The following is a 19,147-nucleotide window of genomic DNA, read 5'->3' as shown; positions in this document are numbered from 1 at the left end:
AATATCCCTTTTTAAAGCGCAGGTGTACACCTGCGCTTTTTTTATGCGCATACCGAATGACGCCCGCGGGCCAACATCATTTAAAAAATGGGTAAACGCGACGCATTTTACTGGCACTGTTTATGAACCACCAGCATACATTGTTTTTACTAAAAAAGCATACAACATGAAGACGAAGAAGATATTGATGGCCGGCGCAGTGCTGTTGGCATTGGGAATAACAGCGCCGGCTGTAGCGCAGGAAGAAACGGCTAAAGAAGTAAAGCAGGCCGGCAAAAAAGCGGGCAAGGCCGTGAAAAAAGGGGCACAAAAAGCAGGGGCAAAAACGGCCGAAGTTGCCTCAAAAGGGAAATCGAAAATTACTGATGCGGAACACAAAGATAAAGTTGGTCCCAACGGCGAAGTGATTTATATAGACAACCATGCCCGCACTTACTGGGTAGATAAAAACGGCCGCAGGCACTACGTGGTGGCGGCTGAACTAAAGGATAAAGTAACGCCTGAACAGTAACGTGGATGGCACCATACTTGTGCAACCGCTATAAAAAATTAGTATGAGCAAAAACGATCAACAAAACAGGCAAGGCACGGGCGGCATCGGTAGTGCCGAAAATACCGGCAGGGACCGGTCGGAACAGCGTGCGAATTTAAGAGGAAAAGACAAAGCGCAAAAAGGCGATGCAACACCTACGGGCAACCTGCGTGATACCGGTGCATTGAGCGGCCGCGACGATGCATCGGGGGGCAGTGGTGACGGTATGGAAAACACCAGCAGCAATGAACCCACCGAACGTTCTTAGAATAAAACAGGAACAATACCTGCGGCATAGTTTTTATAACCCATTACAAAAATTTTTATCATGGAAAAAATGCGTGACCTACGGGATTTATTGATACATGAGCTAGCTGACCTCCGCTCTGCTGAGGAACAAATTATTGAAGCCATGCCCCAGATGATTGGCAAGGCACACAACCCCCAACTGCGTCAGTCGCTGGAGCAGCACCTGCAGATAACACATGGCCAACTGGCCCGCCTGGAGCAGGCACAACGCATGCTGGGCGACCACAACGCGGATGACAACCGCTCTGGCTTACTGGCCAACTTATTTGGCAGCGGCACCCATTGCAAAGGCATGGAAGGCCTGATTGACGAAGGGCAAAAAGTAATGGGCGAAGACATGAACCCCGAGGTGATGGACGCAGCTATTATTTCCTGTGCACAAAAAATTGAGCACTACGAAATTTGCGGCTATGGCACCGCCCGTGCATTTGCCCGCCAGCTGGGCCTTACCGAAGTAGAGCGCCTGCTGGAACAAACACTTGATGAAGAACACCAGGCCGATGAGCTGTTGACCTCGATGGCGCTGAATAGCGTGAACCTAATGGCCGAAACAAGTGGCGGCGCTTCCGGTAATACTTCTTACAACAAGCTTTAGGTTTGGAATAGAAACGAATAGCAGGGAAGTGAATTAGAAGAGTAAAGCGTTACAGAACGGAAAAACAATACACCCTTAGCATTAAAAATGCTTGTACAAATAAGCCCCGCTGTTGCGGGGCTTATTTGTGTTGATTAATATTTTATAAGTGCGGCTTGTGTATACAAACGCATGTTTGCAAAACAAAAAGTGCCGGAAGCATCCGGCACTTTTTATATCACTTCATATTGAAGTTAAATTTTAAACCTGCTCAGGTTGCTCTACGTCATTGCGAAACACCACCACGCGGTCAAATACATCTACCAACACCGGGTGAGCCCTATCGATATCACCAGCCAGAATTTTCTTACTCAAGTTGTTGACGATCTCTTTTTGGATCAGGCGCTTGAGTGGCCGTGCACCAAACTGCGGATCAAATCCATTCTCCGCAAGAAAGTCGACGAGGTAGTTCGAAAAGTTGAGCTGCAGGCCTGTTTTCGCCACCAGTTCACGCAGGTTTTCCAACTGTATCCGGATGATGCCACGGATTTCGCTGCGCATTAGAGGTTGGAACAGGATGATCTCATCCACACGGTTCAAAAACTCTGGTCGCACCGTTTCCTTCAAACGGCTCATTACTTCCACTTTGGTTTGTTCCATCACCTCGTCTTTGTTGCGATCGGTTACATTGGAAAAATTTTCCTGGATAATGTCCGAACCCATGTTCGAGGTCATGATGATGATGGTGTTTTTAAAGTTCACCACGCGGCCTTTGTTGTCGGTCAGGCGGCCATCATCCAGCACCTGCAGCATCACGTTCCAAACATCTGGGTGAGCCTTTTCAATTTCATCGAGCAGCACCACTTGGTAGGGTTTACGGCGCACTGCTTCAGTAAGTTGCCCACCTTCATCGTAGCCTACATATCCCGGAGGGGCACCCACCAGCCGCGCCACCGAATGTTTTTCACCATATTCGCTCATGTCGATGCGGGTCATCATGTGCTCGTCATCGAACAAGTAAGAGGCCAGTGCTTTTGCCAGTTCCGTTTTACCCACACCGGTAGTGCCGAGGAAAATAAACGAGCCAATGGGCTTTTTAGGATCCTGCAAACCGGCACGGCTGCGGCGGATGGCGTCGGCCACGGCAGTGATGGCTTCCTCCTGCCCTACCACGCGGCGGTGTAATTCTTCTTCGAGGTGCAGCAGCTTTTCCCGTTCGCTTTGCAGCATTTTGCTCACCGGGATGCCGGTTGATTTGGCTACGCTTTCGGCAATGTCTTCCGCATCTATTTCTTCTTTCATCAGTCTGCGGCTGTTCTGGCTCAGTTCGTTCAGCGATTGCTGCAAAGCCACAATAGCACTTTCCTGCTCTTTTATTTTGCCGTACCGAATCTCGGCCACGCGGCCATAATCGCCTTCCCGTTCTGCCTGTTCGGCCTGGTGCTTCAGGTTTTCAATTTCTGCTTTGGCACCCTGGATTTGTTCCACCAGGTCTTTTTCTTCCTGCCACTTGGCTTTCAGCGTATCCCGCTCCACGGCCAGGTTGGCGATGGATGTATTGAGTTCGCGGAGTTTTTCTTCATCGTTTTCCCGTTTGATCGCTTCGCGTTCAATTTCCAGTTGCCTGATCCGGCGCTCCAACTCATCGAGTTCTTCCGGCATTGAGTTCATTTCAAGGCGCAACTTAGCGGCGCTTTCGTCAATCAGGTCGATGGCCTTATCGGGCAAAAAGCGGTCGCTGATGTAGCGACTCGAAAGTTCTACCGCAGCAATGATCGCTTCGTCTTTGATCCTCACATGATGGTGCGTCTCGTAGCGATCTTTCAGTCCACGCAAAATGGAAATCGCATCTTCCACCGAAGGTTCGTCGATCATTACTTTTTGAAAACGGCGTTCCAGCGCCTTGTCCCGCTCAAAATACTTTTGGTATTCGCTGAGCGTGGTGGCGCCAATGGCACGCAGCTCGCCACGGGCCAGGGCCGGTTTCAAAATATTGGCGGCATCCATCGCCCCTTCGCCGCCACCGGCGCCCACCAGCGTGTGTATTTCGTCAATGAACAAAATGATCTCGCCGTCGGAAGTAGCCACTTCTTTGATTACACCCTTAAGGCGTTCTTCAAATTCACCCTTGTATTTGGCGCCGGCAATCAGCTGGCCCATATCGAGGGTAAAAATGGTTTTCGACTTCAGGTTTTCGGGCACATCGCCGTTGACAATGCGGATGGCCAAGCCTTCAGCAATCGCCGTTTTACCCACACCCGGCTCACCCACCAAAATGGGGTTGTTTTTGGAGCGGCGCGACAAGATGTGCAGTGTTCTGCGGATCTCGTCGTCGCGGCCAATAACCGGGTCGAGTTTGCCCTGGCGGGCCAGCTCGTTTAGGTTTTTACCGTATTTATTGAGTGCGTTAAACTGCGTTTCCTGCGTTTGCGAGGTTACGGTGCTGCCTTTGCGCAAATCGTTGATGGCTGCGGTCAGGCCTTTTTCGGTAAGACCCGAATCCTTGAGCAATTTTGCAGTACCGTCGCTTCCTTGAACCAACGCCAGCAACAGGTGCTCGGGTGTGATGAATTCATCGCCAAAGCTTTTCAGCACGGCACCTGCACGCAACACCACGTTGTTGGCATCGCGGCTGATTTGTTGCGCCGGTTCGCCGCTGGTTTTGGGCAAACGCGAAAGCTGTGCATCGAGGCCTTTATCGAGTTGCGCAATGTTGACCGCGTTTTTCTTCAGCAGATATTCCACCGGCGAATCCTCGGCCGACAATAATGCCTTCAAAATGTGCTCGGTTTCTATGTTGGGGTTTGAACCATTAAAGGCAAGTTGCTGCGCCTGCTGTACCGCTTCGGCAGCTTTTATCGTAAAATTGGATAGGTTCATACAAATAAGTTTATTTGGTGTACGTTCTCTACCTATCAAATCACAATCCATTCCACCAAAACAGAAAACATGTCAGTTTTCATTAGCTCAAACCGACTGAAAGTCAGTGCATTATCATTTGGCCTGTTATTTTTTCAGGCGGGCTACGCACAGGGCAAGTATGCAGCTGCCGATGCTATTGCCGCCGAGCGGGCCAAGGCCCTGAAAAAAGAAGTGGCGCTGGTAGTGGCCACTAAGGATACAGTCGTTTTTCAAAAGGATACCAAGCTGTTTAGCGTACAACGCGGCCAGGCTGAGCTGGGCCTAAGCAGCCAGTGGCTTACCGCTGCCGTGGTGATGGTGCTGGTAGATGAAGGCAAAATTTCGCTGGACGATAAAGTGAGCAAATACCTGCCGGTATTTAGTTCCTACATGAAAAACTATGTCACCATCCGCCATTGCCTGGCGCATTTTACCGGCATCCAGCCGGAAAATTCAAAAGTGGGCGGCTTGTTTGCTAAAAAGAAATTCGAAAACCTTGACGAGGTAGCGGCCAGTTATGCCAAACGGGAAATTCAAAACAACGCCGGCGAAGCGTTTCGCTTCAATGGCATGGGCCCTGATATTGCCGCCCGGGTGCTGGAAGTAGTGACCAAAAAGAAATTCGACATGCTGGCGCAACAGAAATTGTTCCGACCGATGGGCATGCGCCAAACCACTTTTGCTACGCTGGATGGATCTACTATTTCGCCATCAACCGGTGCCCGCAGCACCGCCGGCGATTATGTGCGTTTTCTGCGGATGCTGCTCAATGGCGGCACCCATTATGGCCAGCGTATTTTAAGTGAAAGCTCGGTGGCTGCCATGCGACAAATCATGACCAATGCCGAAAATAATAAATACAGCCCCGATGCCGCCAAAGGTTGGGAGTATACAATGGGCGCATGGGCCGTTGGTGAAAACGACGGCACCAAAGCGGCAGCCTTAGCTGCACCATCGTTTGAGGGCACAACAGCCTTTGTAGATTTTTGCCGCGGATATGCATTCGTATACTTGCAGCAGGAGTTGTCGGATGAAGCCCGTGTGCCTGCCGGCTTTCAATTGAAAGATGCGTTGGACCCGCTTTTCCCCGCAAATTGTAGGTAATAACTATCGAAATAAAAAAGGGCTTTGAGAAATCAAAGCCCTTTTTTATTTCGATAGTTACAGTATAAAATTGGTCAATCTTTTTTCAGATGCGTCACTCCTTTTTCACCAACACTACCCGTGCATTGTCGGCTTTGTGCATGGCGGCATAAAACTGCGCAATGTCGGCTGACTTTTCGGGTTTGTACCGGCCGGCGTATTGTTCACGTTCTCTACGGTACAGCAGTTTATTGCCCGTAAGTTTTACTTCGCTTTTAAATAACCCGAATTCTGATTTCAGCGACACCGGCGCAGGCAGTGCCTCCAAAGTATAACCTTCGGGCAGCTCAATCGCCACCGAATCCACATCGCGGTAAGAAAGGTCGAAAAAGAAATCAAACTTGCGCTCCGGCTCTGCGATGTACGGGCTGCCCGCTTTGTTGAGCAGGTTGGGCAGAATGAACAATCTTTTGCCGCTTACGGTTGCATAACGGTTCACTGCCAGGTCGAGGCGCTCTACGATGTGCGGCAAGGCGCCCCGCTTTTGCTCGTAGCTAAAATTAACGACATCGTAAGTAGCCAGCCCAAGGTCTTCGTTCAGCGATTTCTTTAATTCTTCCTTGGTCGTTTGCTCCAGTACTTGCTGCTTTTCGTCCTGCTGGATGGCAGCAAATTGCGTTACCACCGTTGCCTGCAGGTTGCCGGTTTCACCATCCAGTTTACCGGTGATGGTTCTTAACTGTAAATTTTCGGCTAGGCCATACCGTGGCGTATTTACCAGGCGTCCGCCGGCTTCGTCAACCAGCAGCGCCTTGCGGTTGCCGGTGAACGATCCAAGATATCCTGCAGATTCCGTTTGGCTGGTACATTCGAGCCACAGCGAATCCCGCTGCAGCGGCACACAAAGAATAACGTGGTTCGACTGCTTCATTGGAAAATCTTCCAAAATATTCCGGGCCTCTTTGCTGTTGCCCGCACGGATGATGGCATAGTGCGATTTGATGCCTGCAGCTTTCAGCAGGCTATACATGTAATTGCTCAGGGCTTTGCAATCGCCGTAACCTTTTTGCGCAACAAACGCTGCTTCAAATGGCTGCCAGCCGCCAATGCCCAGTTGAATGGAAATATACCTTGTGTTTTGCTGCAAATATTTGTAGAGCGCTTCCGCCTTTTCCCGGTCTGTTTTTAAACCGGTAGTAATGCGCACTACTTCTGCCTGGATGTTGGGCGGCAGCATATCGCGGCCTTTGTTCAATTGTGCATGAAATGCGCCTAAATCCTGCCAGCTGCTCATTACGCCATTGAATCCTTCAATTTGAAATTCGGAAGGCGCCAGGTAAACAATGGTTGCCATCTCCTGCCACAACGGTGCAGCAAAAGGTCGCACAATGGGCTTCAGGTTTTTTACCTGCCAGGTACGCACTTGCTTGCTGCCTTCTGTTGTAACTTGCGGCGCGCCGCTATAATTCACTGCTTTAAAACGCAGGTTGTAAGCTGCAGGAGTTACCACCGAAAAACGGCTATCCATCACCGATACATTCTCGGCTTCCTGTGGGTACCACGACTCTAGGTAAAAGCTATGGTTGTACTGCACTTCCACGTCGTATACAACGGTGTATGGATAAGCGGGTGCACCAAAACTATGGCGCTTCACCCGGCTGTCTTCATAAATACTGATGTTGGAAATAGCGCTGCGGTCTTCGATCTCTTTTGTTTTCAGTTTCCGCAACTCGTTGCCCGCTGCATCATACAGCCAGCCGTCGATGGATCGAACCGATTTTAGTTTATCATACGGTTCTTCCAGCGCTGCAAAGCCGGCCCCATCCCTATCCAGCACAGTGATAGCATAAGTTCTTCGTACGACGGTTTTGTTGCTGCTCACCAGCTCAATGCGGATGTTCTCCATACGCTTTACCGCATGTGCATTTTTCAGCAGTTCCAGTGGTATTTCACTCACCGGGTATTTTTTATCGGCGGCAAAAAGGCTGGCACTCACCAGCATCATTGCCATCCAAATCAATAGGCGCATAGCTCTTATTTTTTCTTTTTAAATACCAGTTGTTCCGATTGTTTGCTAACCACGCGGTTGAAAAACTCGCGGAGCATTTCGTATTCTTCCGGAACAAAAAAAGTACGTTTCATGTCCATGGTTACCCGCATGGATATGGTGCCGCCCGAGCGGGAAATCAGGTATTCAAACTGGCCGTCACCTTCCTCGTTCATTTTCATGCGCATGCCTTTGGGCATTTCGTCCAGCTCGTATCCGTCGGGTATTTGAATGGTGGCAAAAAATGTTTCGTTGAACGTGTATGGCATTTCCACTGGGTAGTTACGCTCAGCCGACTTGAACGGGTTGTCGCCAACTTTTTCGCCCAGCAACGGATTGATGTACAAAATGTCTTCGCCGTTGGTCTGCATATCCATCTGGTATTGAATGGCCAGCGGCTTTTCCAGTTCTTTCAACGAGTCGACCTGAAACGAAGTCAGCAGCGCATTGGACGCAAATACTTTTTGCACGTCTTTTTTTACGCCGTCCATACCTTCCGACTGCACTTTGTTGCGCAGCTGAAACGACTCGTAATAACCAGGCACCTGTTTTACATTGCCCTGCCATTTCCCATCCACATTGAAGATGGTGGCATGCGTTACTTTTTGCTCCATGAGCGATTCGGGCAGGAACTCAACATGCGGCGCAAACTCATTGATGGTGCGGGCCGTGCCGTTGTAACAGTCGTACATCATTTTACCAAAACCCAGCATTTTATAACTCGCATCGAGGTACACCAGGTTGGTATCGATGTACGCCTGGCACACTACGTAATTCAGTCGGTTCATCAACGGGTAAATGCTGTGGGCATAGCCGTTGTCGCGGGTGCTGAGCACCACCGGCTCCGCATTGAAACCAGCCGAACGCAGCATCGCTACCAGCAGCAGGTTGATTTCGGAAACAGAGCCCTTATTGTTTTTAACTGTAGTCTTCAGGCTTTGGTCAGGAATGAGCGAAGAATGATCGGTGCAGGTAAAACGGTCACGTACATACGTGTAAATGTTTTTTGCTTTTTGCACCGGATCATTGGCGCCGTTGATGGCAGCTTTTACATCGTCGTTGAGCCAGCCATTGTTGGCGAGGTACAACCGGCCAAAATCTTCCCGCTCGATCAGGCTTTTAGCAGCGGCGGGCCAATCGTTCATGATGCGGCGCGGCGTCAGCGGGTCGCGGTAACCGGCCAACTGGAACTCGATCTTGGCAATATGGTTGTCGAGGGTTGAAGTAAATTCTTCGCGGCGCAGGACCGGCACATCTTTCATCACCCAGCGGTTGTCAGCCACGTTTGCATCAATGGTGTAAGTTTCGGTGCGCTGGGCCGCATTGGTTTCGCGGATGTAAAAACTCTGACGCCGGTTCTTTTGATCTTTTATATGAAAAGGAAAATAGCCCTGTGCCAGGAAGATGTAATCCATGAACTGCGGCAGCTCAAATTTGTATTCGCTCCACAGGCGTGGAATACTGCCCTGGAACTCCCAGGGCATCAGCGTAAAATAGAAATCGGAAATAATGGTGTACTCAAATTCCACCACCGAACCTTCTTTCACTGCCGGAAAAGTGAATTTTACGCGGCTGCGGTTTTTGTCGATCTGCTCTTTAAAAATGCCCGACTTTTCCAGCTTGGTTTCCACCAGTTTGCCACCTTCCAGGTTGTAGGTTACGGCTTTCAGGTTATCGAGCTTGGTTTCATCGTTGCCATCCTTATAGAGCGGGATGGTCACCTCGGCATAGTCGTAGCCGTTTTTGTTAAGCACATGGATGCGCTTGCGGTGCTTGAATTGCATGGACAGCCAGCCTTTATCGTTGCCAACGATCTGGGTGTTGCCTACATCAAACAGTACCACCGCAGGGGCACTGCTGTCGATGCTGTACACTTTAACCTGTAGCTCTTCGGGTGTAATTTTGCCAAACTTTGTGTTTGGCTCGGGCAATTTTTGGCCATAGGCAAATACACTTGCCAATAGCAAAATGGGTAGAAAAATACGGATCATAACGCAGTTAGTTTGCGCCTAAATTTCCGACTTTTTCTTAAAAATCAAAATAACCTCAGCAATAATTTCTTCCCGGCAGCCCTTTTTAAAGGTAAAATGGGCTCCGATGATTAACACTTAAGCTCGGATTTAAACCCCAATTTTGCAGCGCCATGAGTGCTGCAGCAAAATATACCACCTTTATTAAAGACCTGGCCTGCAGGTATGGCTTTGAGCAATGCGGCATTGCGCGGGCCCAACAGCTCGACGAAGATGCCCGCCGGCTGGAGCGCTGGCTGCACGGCGGCATGCACGGCAGTATGCAGTACATGGAAAATTATTTCGACCTGCGCATCGACCCCACCAAACTGGTGCCGGGGGCACGTTCGGTAATTACGCTGCTCAAAAATTATTTCCCGGCACAACAGCCGCCCGCAACGGATGCCCGCATTTCGAAATATGCCTGGGGCACCGATTACCATTGGGTGATCAAAGACGCGTTGAAAAGCATGATGGCGGAAATGCAAACAGCCATCGGGCAGTTTGAAGGCCGCGGCTTTGTGGATTCGGCGCCGGTGCTGGAGCGTGCCTGGGCGCAGCGCAGCGGGCTGGGTTGGATTGGCCGCAACGGCAACCTCATTACCAAAGAAAGCGGCTCGTTTTTCTTTATTGCCACGCTGATTGTGGATGTGGCGCTGGAGTACGATGACCCTTTTGCCCGTGATTATTGCGGATCCTGCCGGCGCTGTATCGACGCCTGCCCTACCGAGGCCATCGGGACCGATAAAACGATCAATGGCAGCAAGTGCATTTCTTATTTTACCATCGAGTTAAAAGACGCCATCATACCCGATGAGCAAAAAGGCCGTTTTCAGAATTGGGCGTTTGGCTGCGATACCTGCCAGGATGTGTGCCCCTGGAACCGGTTTAGCAAACCAAACAACGAACTGCAGTTTACGCCCATCCCCGAAGTGCTTAATTTCTCCACCCGCGACTGGGAAGTACTGAGCGAAGAGGCGTTTCGGAAAATATTTAAGAAAAGCCCTCTGAGCCGGGCGAAGCTCAAAGGGCTGCAACGAAATGTGCGGTTTTTGGCTGAAGGTGCCAACCAACAGGTTTAACCAAACAATCCGGTTATCAATTTCACTTAAAAGCCAAAGCCGGCTTTCAGCGCCAGTCGTCTAAACTTATAATCAAAACGGTTTGTCATTGTTGGGCAATCTGGCGTGCCGCACCAAACCGGCGATGTAAAAGTTTCGCTGTAAATTTTTTCGGAAAATCCTGCGCCAAAAACCAGGAAGGTTTTGTTGCGCAATGGTGCCCGGTACTGAAGACCGACGTCCCAATAATACCCTTTGTTCCTTTCCTTGTTGCCCCAAAACCAGCCTTCTTCTTTGCGGTCCCAAAAGAAATTAGGCCCGCCCTCGGCATACACAAAAACCGGGATGCGCTTGATTGGCAATGCCCGTGACAAGTGCAGCAAAACGGGCACACTACGTACCCTGTAGCCATCAATACCAACGCCGGCACCCAGTGCCCAACCTCGGTAGCTGACGCCATGAATTGTTTGCACGCCAAAAGCAGAGCCCGATGAGCCCTCATAATGAATGGCCTGGTTGATGGAAAAATAAGCTGCTCTATTTTTTGCCTGCAGGCTATCCTGCGCAGCGGTTTGCAGCGATGCAAACACCAACAACAATATAAAACACTTGTGCATGTCCGTTAGTTGGTGAGGGCAATTTTAGAAAGCTGCTTTACCTCGGTAAAGTTGGCATAATCAAACTGGTACAGGCCGTTTTTGGTGGTTACCAGCGCCACGCCATTATGTGCAATCACATCGTATGTAGTACCCAGGTTTGCGATGGTTTGCAGCAGCTTCATGTTCGTTGGGTCGGAGCAATCATATACTTTCATCCCGGCGTTGCCATCGCAAATAAACAACAGGTTGCCGTCTTTGGACAAACCGTACGGACCGGAGAGCGGGTAGGTTTTGAGCAGCCTGGGCGACTGCACATTGGTTACATCCACCACATCCAGTTGATTGGAGTTGCCACCGCAAGCATCGCCGCCGCGTAGCGTAACATATGCATAGCGGCCATCTGTTACCACAGGATCGCAGCGCCGTGCATGGCTAAAGGTACCCAGTGGCGCAGGTGCGGCCGGGTTGACCAGATCGAACAGGAACATACCGGTCATGGAACCGATGAATAATTTGCCGCCAAAAGGGTAAATGGTTTCAATGTTTGCGCCTAAAATGCGATCGTCCACCTTTTGCGGATTCAGCGCACTAGCTATATCGAACGTGGAAAGGGTATTGGTAGTAACGGTGTACAGGTAATGATCTACAAGGGTGAAACGTGCCATCGATCCGCCCGTTCCGGTACCTCCGCCGGCACTGGCATTAACATTGGAAAAAATGGGCCTGCCGCTGGCATCAGCAAAGGAGCAATTGGGACAATTGTTCCAGGTGTTCACCGTTTCGCAGTCAACGATCGTATCCTTTTTTTCATAACCCACAATCACCTGCACTTCGCTGGCATTGTTGGCATCGCGCCAGTAATTATTGCGATCGGCAAACACTTTGTCTTGGAATGCTACCGGCTTTGCGCTGGCCCAATCAGATACGGGAATTACCGCCAGGTCAGCATAAGAATCGGCGTATAAAACATTATTGCGAATGGCCATATCCACGTTGCCACCAATACGGAGAAAGCCCATTTTTTTAGGGGCCGCCGGCACGCTGTTGTCAAACACATGAATGCCTTTGCCCACATCATTCAGCAGGAGGTATTTGCCATACAGGTAAATCTTTCCCGGTTGTTCGATGTTGCGGGCAGCCTCCCATTTCATGTCGCTGCGAACTGCAGCAAGGCTTTTATAAATGGGCCGGTATATGGTGTAGGTATTGCTGCATTCATCTTTAAGGCAGCCGGTAAAAGTTGTGGCAAACAGCAGCAGCGTGATTGCGGTGAGCAAGCTAGTTCGTTGTGTGTGCATAAAGCAGGTTTTGTATTGTTGACACGGGGTTTGCGCAGGCCGTTGCATCTATTTTTTTTAAATATGCAACAATCAAAATGGCAGTTAGCATTAAGACTTCATAGGATTTATTTAAATAAAATGGAGATGCACGGACGATGCAGGAAATCCATTTTGGTACAAAAAATTCAGATGAAGATTGAGCAGTGCAGCGCAAGAATGTTTATGCAGCAACTATAAATAAAAATCTGAAAAGTGCTGCGTTGCATTAGCAGGTCAACCCTTAACGCCTACGCAGTTGTAAACCCACGCTGTACGCCAGCTGGCGTTGCGGTTCACTACCCAATTTGTTGCGGCGGTTGAGCCCGTATTGCACCTGCGGGCCACCCAACAATTGCCATCCGCCCTTTTCCATGATCTTGTATTGCACGCCTGCTACACCGGCCACATGCCAGGTATTTAACGGTGGTTTAGCAGCATAATACAACCGGGCGGCGGTATCGTACTGCAGGCTTTTTGCGCCTGCTACATAACCCACATGCACACCAGCGGCCAGCTCCAGTGGCACACGCCGCATGGGCTGCACATAAGCCATCAGCGGTACCGAAACCTGTTCTACTTTGTTATGGAAATAGCTCTTTTTTGCGCCATCGCGGTACAGGGCTTCGCTTCGCAATGCGTCGGCGTTGGCGTTGCTGGGCAGGCTCAGTCGGCTCACCAATTCGCCCACCATTTGCCGCTGCGTAAACCGCTCATATTGCAGGCCGGTACCAAACGCAAAACCACCACCCAAAGCCCGCCGCAGAGTAATGCCTGCGCTGAAATAATTGCCCCGCTCAAGCTGCAGGTTGGGGCCACGCAACGGTGCACTGCTGCCGTTTTGCGAAGGCCACGGGCTTACATTGGAAAAGTCGGCCGCGGTGGATTGCAACACCATATTGCCCCGATTTATATTGGCAACGCCGTAATGTACCGCTGCTCCCCACTGCCAGGCACCGCGGGCAGCAACAGCTTTCGCCTCCTGGCGCAGCAACGCAATTTTTTGTTTGCTGCCGGTTACAGTCAGTTCGTTTTGGTTGCGGTCCGGTGGTAATAGCGAAATGGAGGCAACTATCCTGGCCTGCTCTATTGCAGCAGTGTTCGTATGCTGCGTTGCACCTGTTCGGTCAAAAATTTGCCTGGAATAGCTGGCTGTTCTTGACGCGGTTTGGGGCTGCGCGGCTACTGTGCTTTCATTGCCTGTTCCGTTGGCAGTGTTTGTATTTTTTTGATTAAAATCTTTTGATGCTATCGAACTGTTTGCGGCCGGCTCACTGTTTTGCTGAATGCGACGAGCATTCTGTTGCGTCCCATTTTTATTTACTAAAACATTTTCTTTTTTACCAGCAACATCCCCTTCATTTACAGTGCTGCTAATTTTATTTTCTGGTCTATCGTCGGTAATTCCAATGTTACTATTTATACCTGTCGTAGTGTTTGCAGCAGGCACTTTGTTGGCGTTTACTGCCACTTCATGCCCACTTCCCTCCTGCAGCAACCACCAGCCACCGGCACCAATCACAACGGCCAACGGCACCAGCCAAAAGGCAACCCTGCGCCGCCTTTGCGGACGGATATCAGCCCTTACCTTTTCCCATACGGATGCCGATGGGGTAAAGGAAAGTTCCTCCATCTTTTGCTGCACCGATTGCTCAAAGTCCTGATTGTGCATAGACATCGGTTTTAGGGTCCTTGTTTCTTATTTTGATCCATTGAATGAGCAGGGCACGGGCACGGGCATATTGCGACCGCGAAGTGCCTTCATGAATGCCCAGCATCTGCCCGATCTCCACATGCGTATAACCCTCCACCGCGTGCAGGTTAAAGATGGTTTGGTAGCCGGCGGGCAATTGCCGCAGCAAACCCGCCAGTTCCTTAGCGCCCAGCGTTACGTCCGGGTTATCGGTGCTTACCGGGTGCAGGTGCTCCGATTCAAACACCAGGTCGGTTTGGTAGCGTATGTTTTTTTTCAGGTAATTGATCGCTGTAGTCACCATGATGCGCCGGATCCATCCACCCAGTTCGCCGTCGCCGCGAAACTGTTTGAGGTTGCGAAATACTTTTACAAAACCTTCCTGTAACACATCTTCCGCATCGGCCATCGACTTGGTATAGCGGTAGCAAACCCCCAGCATGGGCGCAGCAAAGCGCTCATACAGCCCCTTTTGGGCATCGGGCCGCCCGGCAAGGCAAAGTTGCACCAGCTTTTGATCGTCCATGTTTGGGTTTGGTTATAGTGCTGACAATAGCCGGAAGATTACCGTTGCAAGCGGCAACAAATATTTTTTCCGGCCGGATTGGGCTTCTTTTTTGCCCGCCGCAAAATAGCCTCCGATGCTTTGCACCTTGCCCGCAAAATGGATGATTGGCGTAAATGCTTTTTGAAAAAATAGAAACTCAACGCAGGTCTTCCGTTGACGCTTTTTTGATGTTGTTTAATCCCATTTCCATCATCTGGCCATAAGTGCCTTCATAAAACAAGGAACTGAATTTGTGCCACGGCAGGTAAGAAAGCCGGAAGTCCATATACCATTGGAGCGTCAGCGAATCTTGGGCGCCAAAGCGGTGTACCTCCCAAGAGTTGCGCACCGGGTATGGAGCACGGCCGGTAATGTCGAACGCCACCAGTGTATCGGTATCGGTCACTTTGGTCAGTTGCTGGTTCCGTGCACTATCTGCCGTATATGCAGGGTGCCACCGCTTCCACTCTGCCTGGTTGCGCACCAGGTTCAACACCGTGCTATCGGTAGGTGCCAGGTTGATGGCTTTGGAAATGCGCACCCTTGAGGGCACCAGCAGCGACATCAGGAAGAGCAGCCCGAAAAAGAACACAAATGAAATAACGGCCAGTTTTATAATGCGCATAAAGGGTAAAACGGTTTTGGATAAATGGTACCTACTCCCAGCGAAATACTTTAACCGCCACGGCATACGCCAGCACGCCCCAACCCGCCAGCACAGCCAGTTGCAGGCCGCAATCGGTAAGGTGTGCACCTTCAAATGCAATGCGGCGCATGGCATCATTGAAATGCGTTAGCGGCAGCGACATAGAAATGGGTTGCAGCCATTTTGGGAAAACATCAATGGAGAAAAATGTACCGGCCAGCAAAAACTGCGGCAGCGTAACGATGTTGGCCAGCGGTGGAATTAAGTTCTCGGATTTTGCCAGGCTGCTTACAATGAACCCAAACGCCATAAACACCAGCAGCGCCAGAAAGCATAACACCATTATTTCCAAAAAAGTGATCCAACCATTTACCAGTGTAAAATTAAACGCGAAGTACCCGATGCCAATGATGATGATGGCCGTGGTCATTTGAAAAATAACCCGCGCCAAACCTTCACCCAACACGATATAAGTGCGGCGGATGGGTGTGGCGTAAAAACGCTTCAGCACCAGTTGCTGGCGCAGGCTGTAAAACAAAAACGCCACGCCGAATACACCGGCACTGAGCAGCGAAAAACCCAACTGACCGGGCAGGATAAAATCGATGGTGCGGTATTCTCGAACGGTATCGATCTGCGTATAGAGTTGGGCATATGCCGGCCGGTTGGCAAAACGGGCCCTGTCGATTTTTGAAAGCGTATTTTCCAGGTAAGGCAAAAACGTAGCAGTCTTATCGCCGCTGGCCGTAGTGCTCCTGAACTGCACGTTGTAAGGATGGCTGCTGTCGCTGCTGCGCTGCACATCCACAATGCCGGTAATGCGTCCTTTAACCAAGTCCGATTGAAGTTCTGCAGTGTCGGCATATTCGGCAAAGCGAATGGACTTGGAAGCCCGCAAAGCTGCCACCACTTCGTTAGCTGTATCGCTATCGGGACTTAAATAAATGCGATATGTAGGGCCACCGCCGCCGCCAATAAAACCAAAAACCAAGATGAGCACCAGCGGGAAAAAAATGCTGAAACCCACCGATGACGGGCTGCGGAAAATAGCCCGCATGCTGGCCCGGGTTATGGCCAGCATGGCGCGCCACTGGCTATATTGTTGTGACATCAAGTGTAATTGCGGAGCAAAGGAAACGAATATCGAACAGACGAACAAAGATGGAATACGGGACAGAGGAATGAGGAACAGAGGAATGTGCTAATGCTCGAAGGAATGATGGATTATTAATTATTGATGATTAATTATTGGAATGCTTCAATATTTATAATTCAATTTTTCGATTGCAGAAGTGCATCTAATAACGGAGTGGGCAGAGCCCACTCCTGTTTGTAGCAAATTTATCGAGCAATGTTTTTGGGCGTAGCCCAAACCGGAGATTGATAACAACTCGCTAAACCAGACGATCGCCCGACAAAACAACGAACATTCAATGCTATCTAATCCATATTTCCAACCAAAATTGTTTCCGCTCAATAATCAATAATCCATAATTAATAATTCCCTACCATTATCGTGTAACAAACGTAAACGGCAACCTTGTCTGCGGCACATCGCACATTTGGCGGATGGAGATCATTTGCTGCAACACAGAAAAGTTTTCCGCACCAATCTGTTCGCGGATGCGGGCCACGGGTTCTGTCCCGGTTTCTTTTTTCAACAATTGATTGAGCCAGTTTTCCTGTTCGGGATATTCGCGCAGGCGGTAGTTGGTTGTTTTGGCCAGTCGCGCTGCACAATCAATGGCATCCTGCAGGTTGCCCATGCGGTCAACAAGCCCCAGGCGCAATGCATCGGCGCCGCTCCACACACGGCCTTGCGCAATGCTGTCGATATAAGCAAGGTCTTTTTTACGGCCTTTCGCTACGCGGTCTTTAAACTGCGCATAAATACGGTCAACGCTAGACTGAAACATTTTTTGTTCCATCTCTGTCAGCGGCCGCACCACGCTGCCACCACCCGCATGGTTGGCTGTTTTTACACCATCGAAGGTTACGCCCAGCTTGCTCTTAAAAAACCCTTCCATGTTGGGCACCAGCGTAAACACGCCAATGGAACCCGTGATGGTATTTGGGTGAGCAAAAATTGAATCGGCGCCGCAGCCTATATAATAGCCGCCCGAAGCAGCCACATCGCCAAAGCTCACCACCACCGGTTTGCGGCCTTTTGTAAGCGACAGTTCGCGCCAAATTTTTTCGCTGGCCAATGCACTGCCGCCACCTGAATTTACACGCAGCACAATGGCCTTTACCGAGCGGTCCATGCGCAGGCGGCGCAGCAGTCCCTGAAATTTGTCGCCGCCAATATCGCCATCGCTGCCGTCGCCATCTACAATATTGCCTGATGCAAATACCACAGCAATGCGGTCTTTACCCGAACGTTTGTAATCGGCTGCTTCCGCATAAGTATTGATTGAAAGAAAATTGATCTTGTCATTCTCACCCAGTTTCAGATTGCTTTTCCACAATGATTTAATTTCATCGTCGTATTTCAGTCCGTCGATCAAACCAGTTGCTACTGCATCTTCAGGTTTTTGAATGGCCGCCGTTTGCGCCAGCTGGTGCAGTTTGGCGGTATCTATTTTGCGGTCTTTTGCCGTGGCATTTAAAAAAAACTGGTACAGGTCGCCCAACCATTCCACCGTTTGTTCGCGGTTCTCTGGCGTCATTTGCGTAGTGCGGAACGGTTCGGTGGCGCTTTTAAATTTACCGGCATAAAAAATTTGCGGCTGAATTTCCAGGCGGTCGAGCATGTTTTTGAAGAACACGAGGTCCACATTGTAACCCGACCAATCCATTTGTCCAACAGGATTCAGGAAAATCTGGTTGGCGGTGCTGGCAACGAAATAAGCACCCTGCGACATCACATCGCCATAAGCAATAATGGGTTTGCCCGATGTTTTGAATTGCAGCAGCGCCTGGCGCAATTCGTTGCTGGATGCAAACGAATTGGCATTGCCATCGGCCTTGATGTACACTCCGGAAATTTTTTTATCGTTGCGTGCCGACTCCAGCAGCCGCACCACATCGTACAAACCGGGCAGCGAAGGTTTATCGGAGGCCAGCGTAGTAATAGGATCGCCGGGTTGTTTTTGTTCGGGAAATGCTTCGCCGAGATCAAGCACCAATACTGATTTTTCTGCAACCTCAGGTTTGGCCTTCGAAGCCAGGGAACCTGCCACACCAAAAAGTATAAACACTGTCAGGAAACCGAACACGATCAGTGCCAACAGGGAAGCGAAAAATATTTTGAAAAACTGGGTCATGCGGCAAATTAAGGTATGTGCACAAATTTCTAAAGATATTTGCCGGCCACAAAGGCTGTTTGATGAACAAAGTGTATCTGCTTACAGGCGGAAATTTGGGCCACCCGCAGGCCGTGCTGCAGGCGGCAAAAGAGGCCATTGCCCGGCAATGCGGGCCTGTGGTTGCCACATCGTCGGTGTACCGCACCGCCGCTTGGGGCAAAGAAGACCAGCCCGATTTTTTGAACCAGGTGCTGCTGGTGCACACAGCACTGGATTGGTTTAGCCTGTTGCAAACCGTGCAACAAATAGAGTTGCAGGCAGGCCGGCAACGCGTGGAAAAATACGGGCCGCGCCTCTTGGATATCGATATTTTGCTGTTCAACAATGATATCATTGATACACCGCGTTTGCAGGTACCGCATCCGCAAATGGCCAACCGGCGCTTTGTGCTGGTGCCGCTATCCGAGATTGCGCCGCAAGTAGTGCACCCGGTAACGGGCCACACGATTTTGCAACTTTTACAGCAATGCCCAGATACACTGGCCGTGCATAAATTGTAGTAAGTCCAATCAAAACAGGGCA

16 protein-coding genes are annotated in these 19,147 nt (G+C 50.2%); 6 read left to right on the top strand and 10 right to left on the bottom strand.

Annotated features, from left to right (window positions below):
- Positions 1-166: 166 nt before the first annotated feature.
- The 3 genes from DRJ53_RS01120 to DRJ53_RS01110 are packed head-to-tail and all read left to right on the top strand — an operon-like array spanning position 167 to position 1,436.
- A complete protein-coding gene (locus DRJ53_RS01120) occupies positions 167-511 on the top strand; it encodes a hypothetical protein (RefSeq protein ID WP_123893279.1) in 345 nt (114 codons plus the stop codon).
- A gap of 43 nt (positions 512-554) precedes the next feature.
- Positions 555-800, top strand: coding sequence for a hypothetical protein (locus DRJ53_RS01115; protein WP_114233741.1), 246 nt, complete (start codon positions 555-557; stop codon positions 798-800).
- 60 nt (positions 801-860) lie between these two features.
- On the top strand, positions 861-1,436 hold the full coding sequence (locus DRJ53_RS01110) for a YciE/YciF ferroxidase family protein (protein WP_114233740.1): 576 nt from the start codon (positions 861-863) through the stop codon (positions 1,434-1,436).
- A 240-nt stretch (positions 1,437-1,676) separates the two neighbouring features.
- Here the strand turns inward: DRJ53_RS01110 and clpB are convergent, their stop codons facing one another.
- On the bottom strand, positions 1,677-4,295 hold the full coding sequence (gene clpB / locus DRJ53_RS01105) for an ATP-dependent chaperone ClpB (RefSeq protein WP_114233739.1): 2,619 nt from the start codon (positions 4,293-4,295) through the stop codon (positions 1,677-1,679).
- A 69-nt stretch (positions 4,296-4,364) separates the two neighbouring features.
- Here clpB and DRJ53_RS01100 point away from each other — a divergent pair, with 69 nt between their 5' ends.
- A complete protein-coding gene (locus DRJ53_RS01100; RefSeq protein WP_114233738.1) occupies positions 4,365-5,420 on the top strand; it encodes a serine hydrolase domain-containing protein in 1,056 nt (351 codons plus the stop codon).
- Positions 5,421-5,514: 94 nt separating this feature from the next.
- Here the strand turns inward: DRJ53_RS01100 and DRJ53_RS01095 are convergent, their stop codons facing one another.
- Positions 5,515-7,428 (bottom strand): DUF3857 domain-containing protein, encoded by a 1,914-nt coding sequence (locus DRJ53_RS01095; protein ID WP_114233737.1) that lies wholly within the window; start codon positions 7,426-7,428, stop codon positions 5,515-5,517.
- A gap of 5 nt (positions 7,429-7,433) precedes the next feature.
- Positions 7,434-9,437: a transglutaminase domain-containing protein gene (locus tag DRJ53_RS01090; RefSeq protein WP_114233736.1), complete on the bottom strand. Its 2,004-nt coding sequence runs from the start codon at positions 9,435-9,437 to the stop codon at positions 7,434-7,436.
- A gap of 152 nt (positions 9,438-9,589) precedes the next feature.
- Here DRJ53_RS01090 and queG point away from each other — a divergent pair, with 152 nt between their 5' ends.
- On the top strand, positions 9,590-10,537 hold the full coding sequence (gene queG / locus DRJ53_RS01085; RefSeq protein WP_114233735.1) for a tRNA epoxyqueuosine(34) reductase QueG: 948 nt from the start codon (positions 9,590-9,592) through the stop codon (positions 10,535-10,537).
- A 26-nt stretch (positions 10,538-10,563) separates the two neighbouring features.
- On the opposite strand, the gene DRJ53_RS01080 is transcribed toward queG, so the two are convergent.
- From DRJ53_RS01080 to sppA, 7 genes are all read right to left on the bottom strand, one after another.
- Positions 10,564-11,133, bottom strand: coding sequence for a hypothetical protein (locus DRJ53_RS01080; protein ID WP_114233734.1), 570 nt, complete (start codon positions 11,131-11,133; stop codon positions 10,564-10,566).
- A 5-nt stretch (positions 11,134-11,138) separates the two neighbouring features.
- The gene (locus tag DRJ53_RS01075; RefSeq protein ID WP_162303778.1) at positions 11,139-12,413 is read right to left on the bottom strand and encodes an LVIVD repeat-containing protein; all 1,275 of its coding nucleotides are present in this window, start codon (positions 12,411-12,413) and stop codon (positions 11,139-11,141) included.
- Between the two features lie 262 nt (positions 12,414-12,675).
- Positions 12,676-14,103, bottom strand: a complete 1,428-nt coding sequence (locus tag DRJ53_RS01070; RefSeq protein WP_123893277.1) for a hypothetical protein — start codon at positions 14,101-14,103, stop codon at positions 12,676-12,678.
- Complete coding sequence (locus DRJ53_RS01065) at positions 14,084-14,650, bottom strand: RNA polymerase sigma factor (RefSeq protein ID WP_114233731.1); 567 nt, start codon at positions 14,648-14,650, stop codon at positions 14,084-14,086. Before DRJ53_RS01065 ends, DRJ53_RS01070 begins: the two co-directional genes overlap by 20 nt.
- A gap of 178 nt (positions 14,651-14,828) precedes the next feature.
- Positions 14,829-15,296: a hypothetical protein gene (locus DRJ53_RS01060; protein ID WP_114233730.1), complete on the bottom strand. Its 468-nt coding sequence runs from the start codon at positions 15,294-15,296 to the stop codon at positions 14,829-14,831.
- 31 nt (positions 15,297-15,327) lie between these two features.
- Positions 15,328-16,428 carry an ABC transporter permease gene (locus tag DRJ53_RS01055; protein WP_114233729.1) on the bottom strand — a complete coding sequence of 367 codons (1,101 nt, stop codon included), beginning with the start codon at positions 16,426-16,428 and terminating at the stop codon, positions 15,328-15,330.
- A 400-nt stretch (positions 16,429-16,828) separates the two neighbouring features.
- Positions 16,829-18,583 (bottom strand): signal peptide peptidase SppA, encoded by a 1,755-nt coding sequence (sppA, locus tag DRJ53_RS01050; protein ID WP_114233728.1) that lies wholly within the window; start codon positions 18,581-18,583, stop codon positions 16,829-16,831.
- Between the two features lie 62 nt (positions 18,584-18,645).
- Between sppA and folK the strand changes: the two genes are divergently transcribed.
- Positions 18,646-19,125 carry a 2-amino-4-hydroxy-6-hydroxymethyldihydropteridine diphosphokinase gene (folK, locus tag DRJ53_RS01045; protein WP_114233727.1) on the top strand — a complete coding sequence of 160 codons (480 nt, stop codon included), beginning with the start codon at positions 18,646-18,648 and terminating at the stop codon, positions 19,123-19,125.
- Positions 19,126-19,147 lie beyond the last annotated feature (22 nt).

Source organism: Paracnuella aquatica (assembly GCF_003332885.2).
Classification (GTDB): Bacteria; Bacteroidota; Bacteroidia; order Chitinophagales; family Chitinophagaceae; genus Flavisolibacter; species Flavisolibacter aquaticus.
The sequence above is the reverse complement of the archived record's forward strand: the minus strand, read 5'-3'. Positions and strand labels throughout refer to the sequence as shown.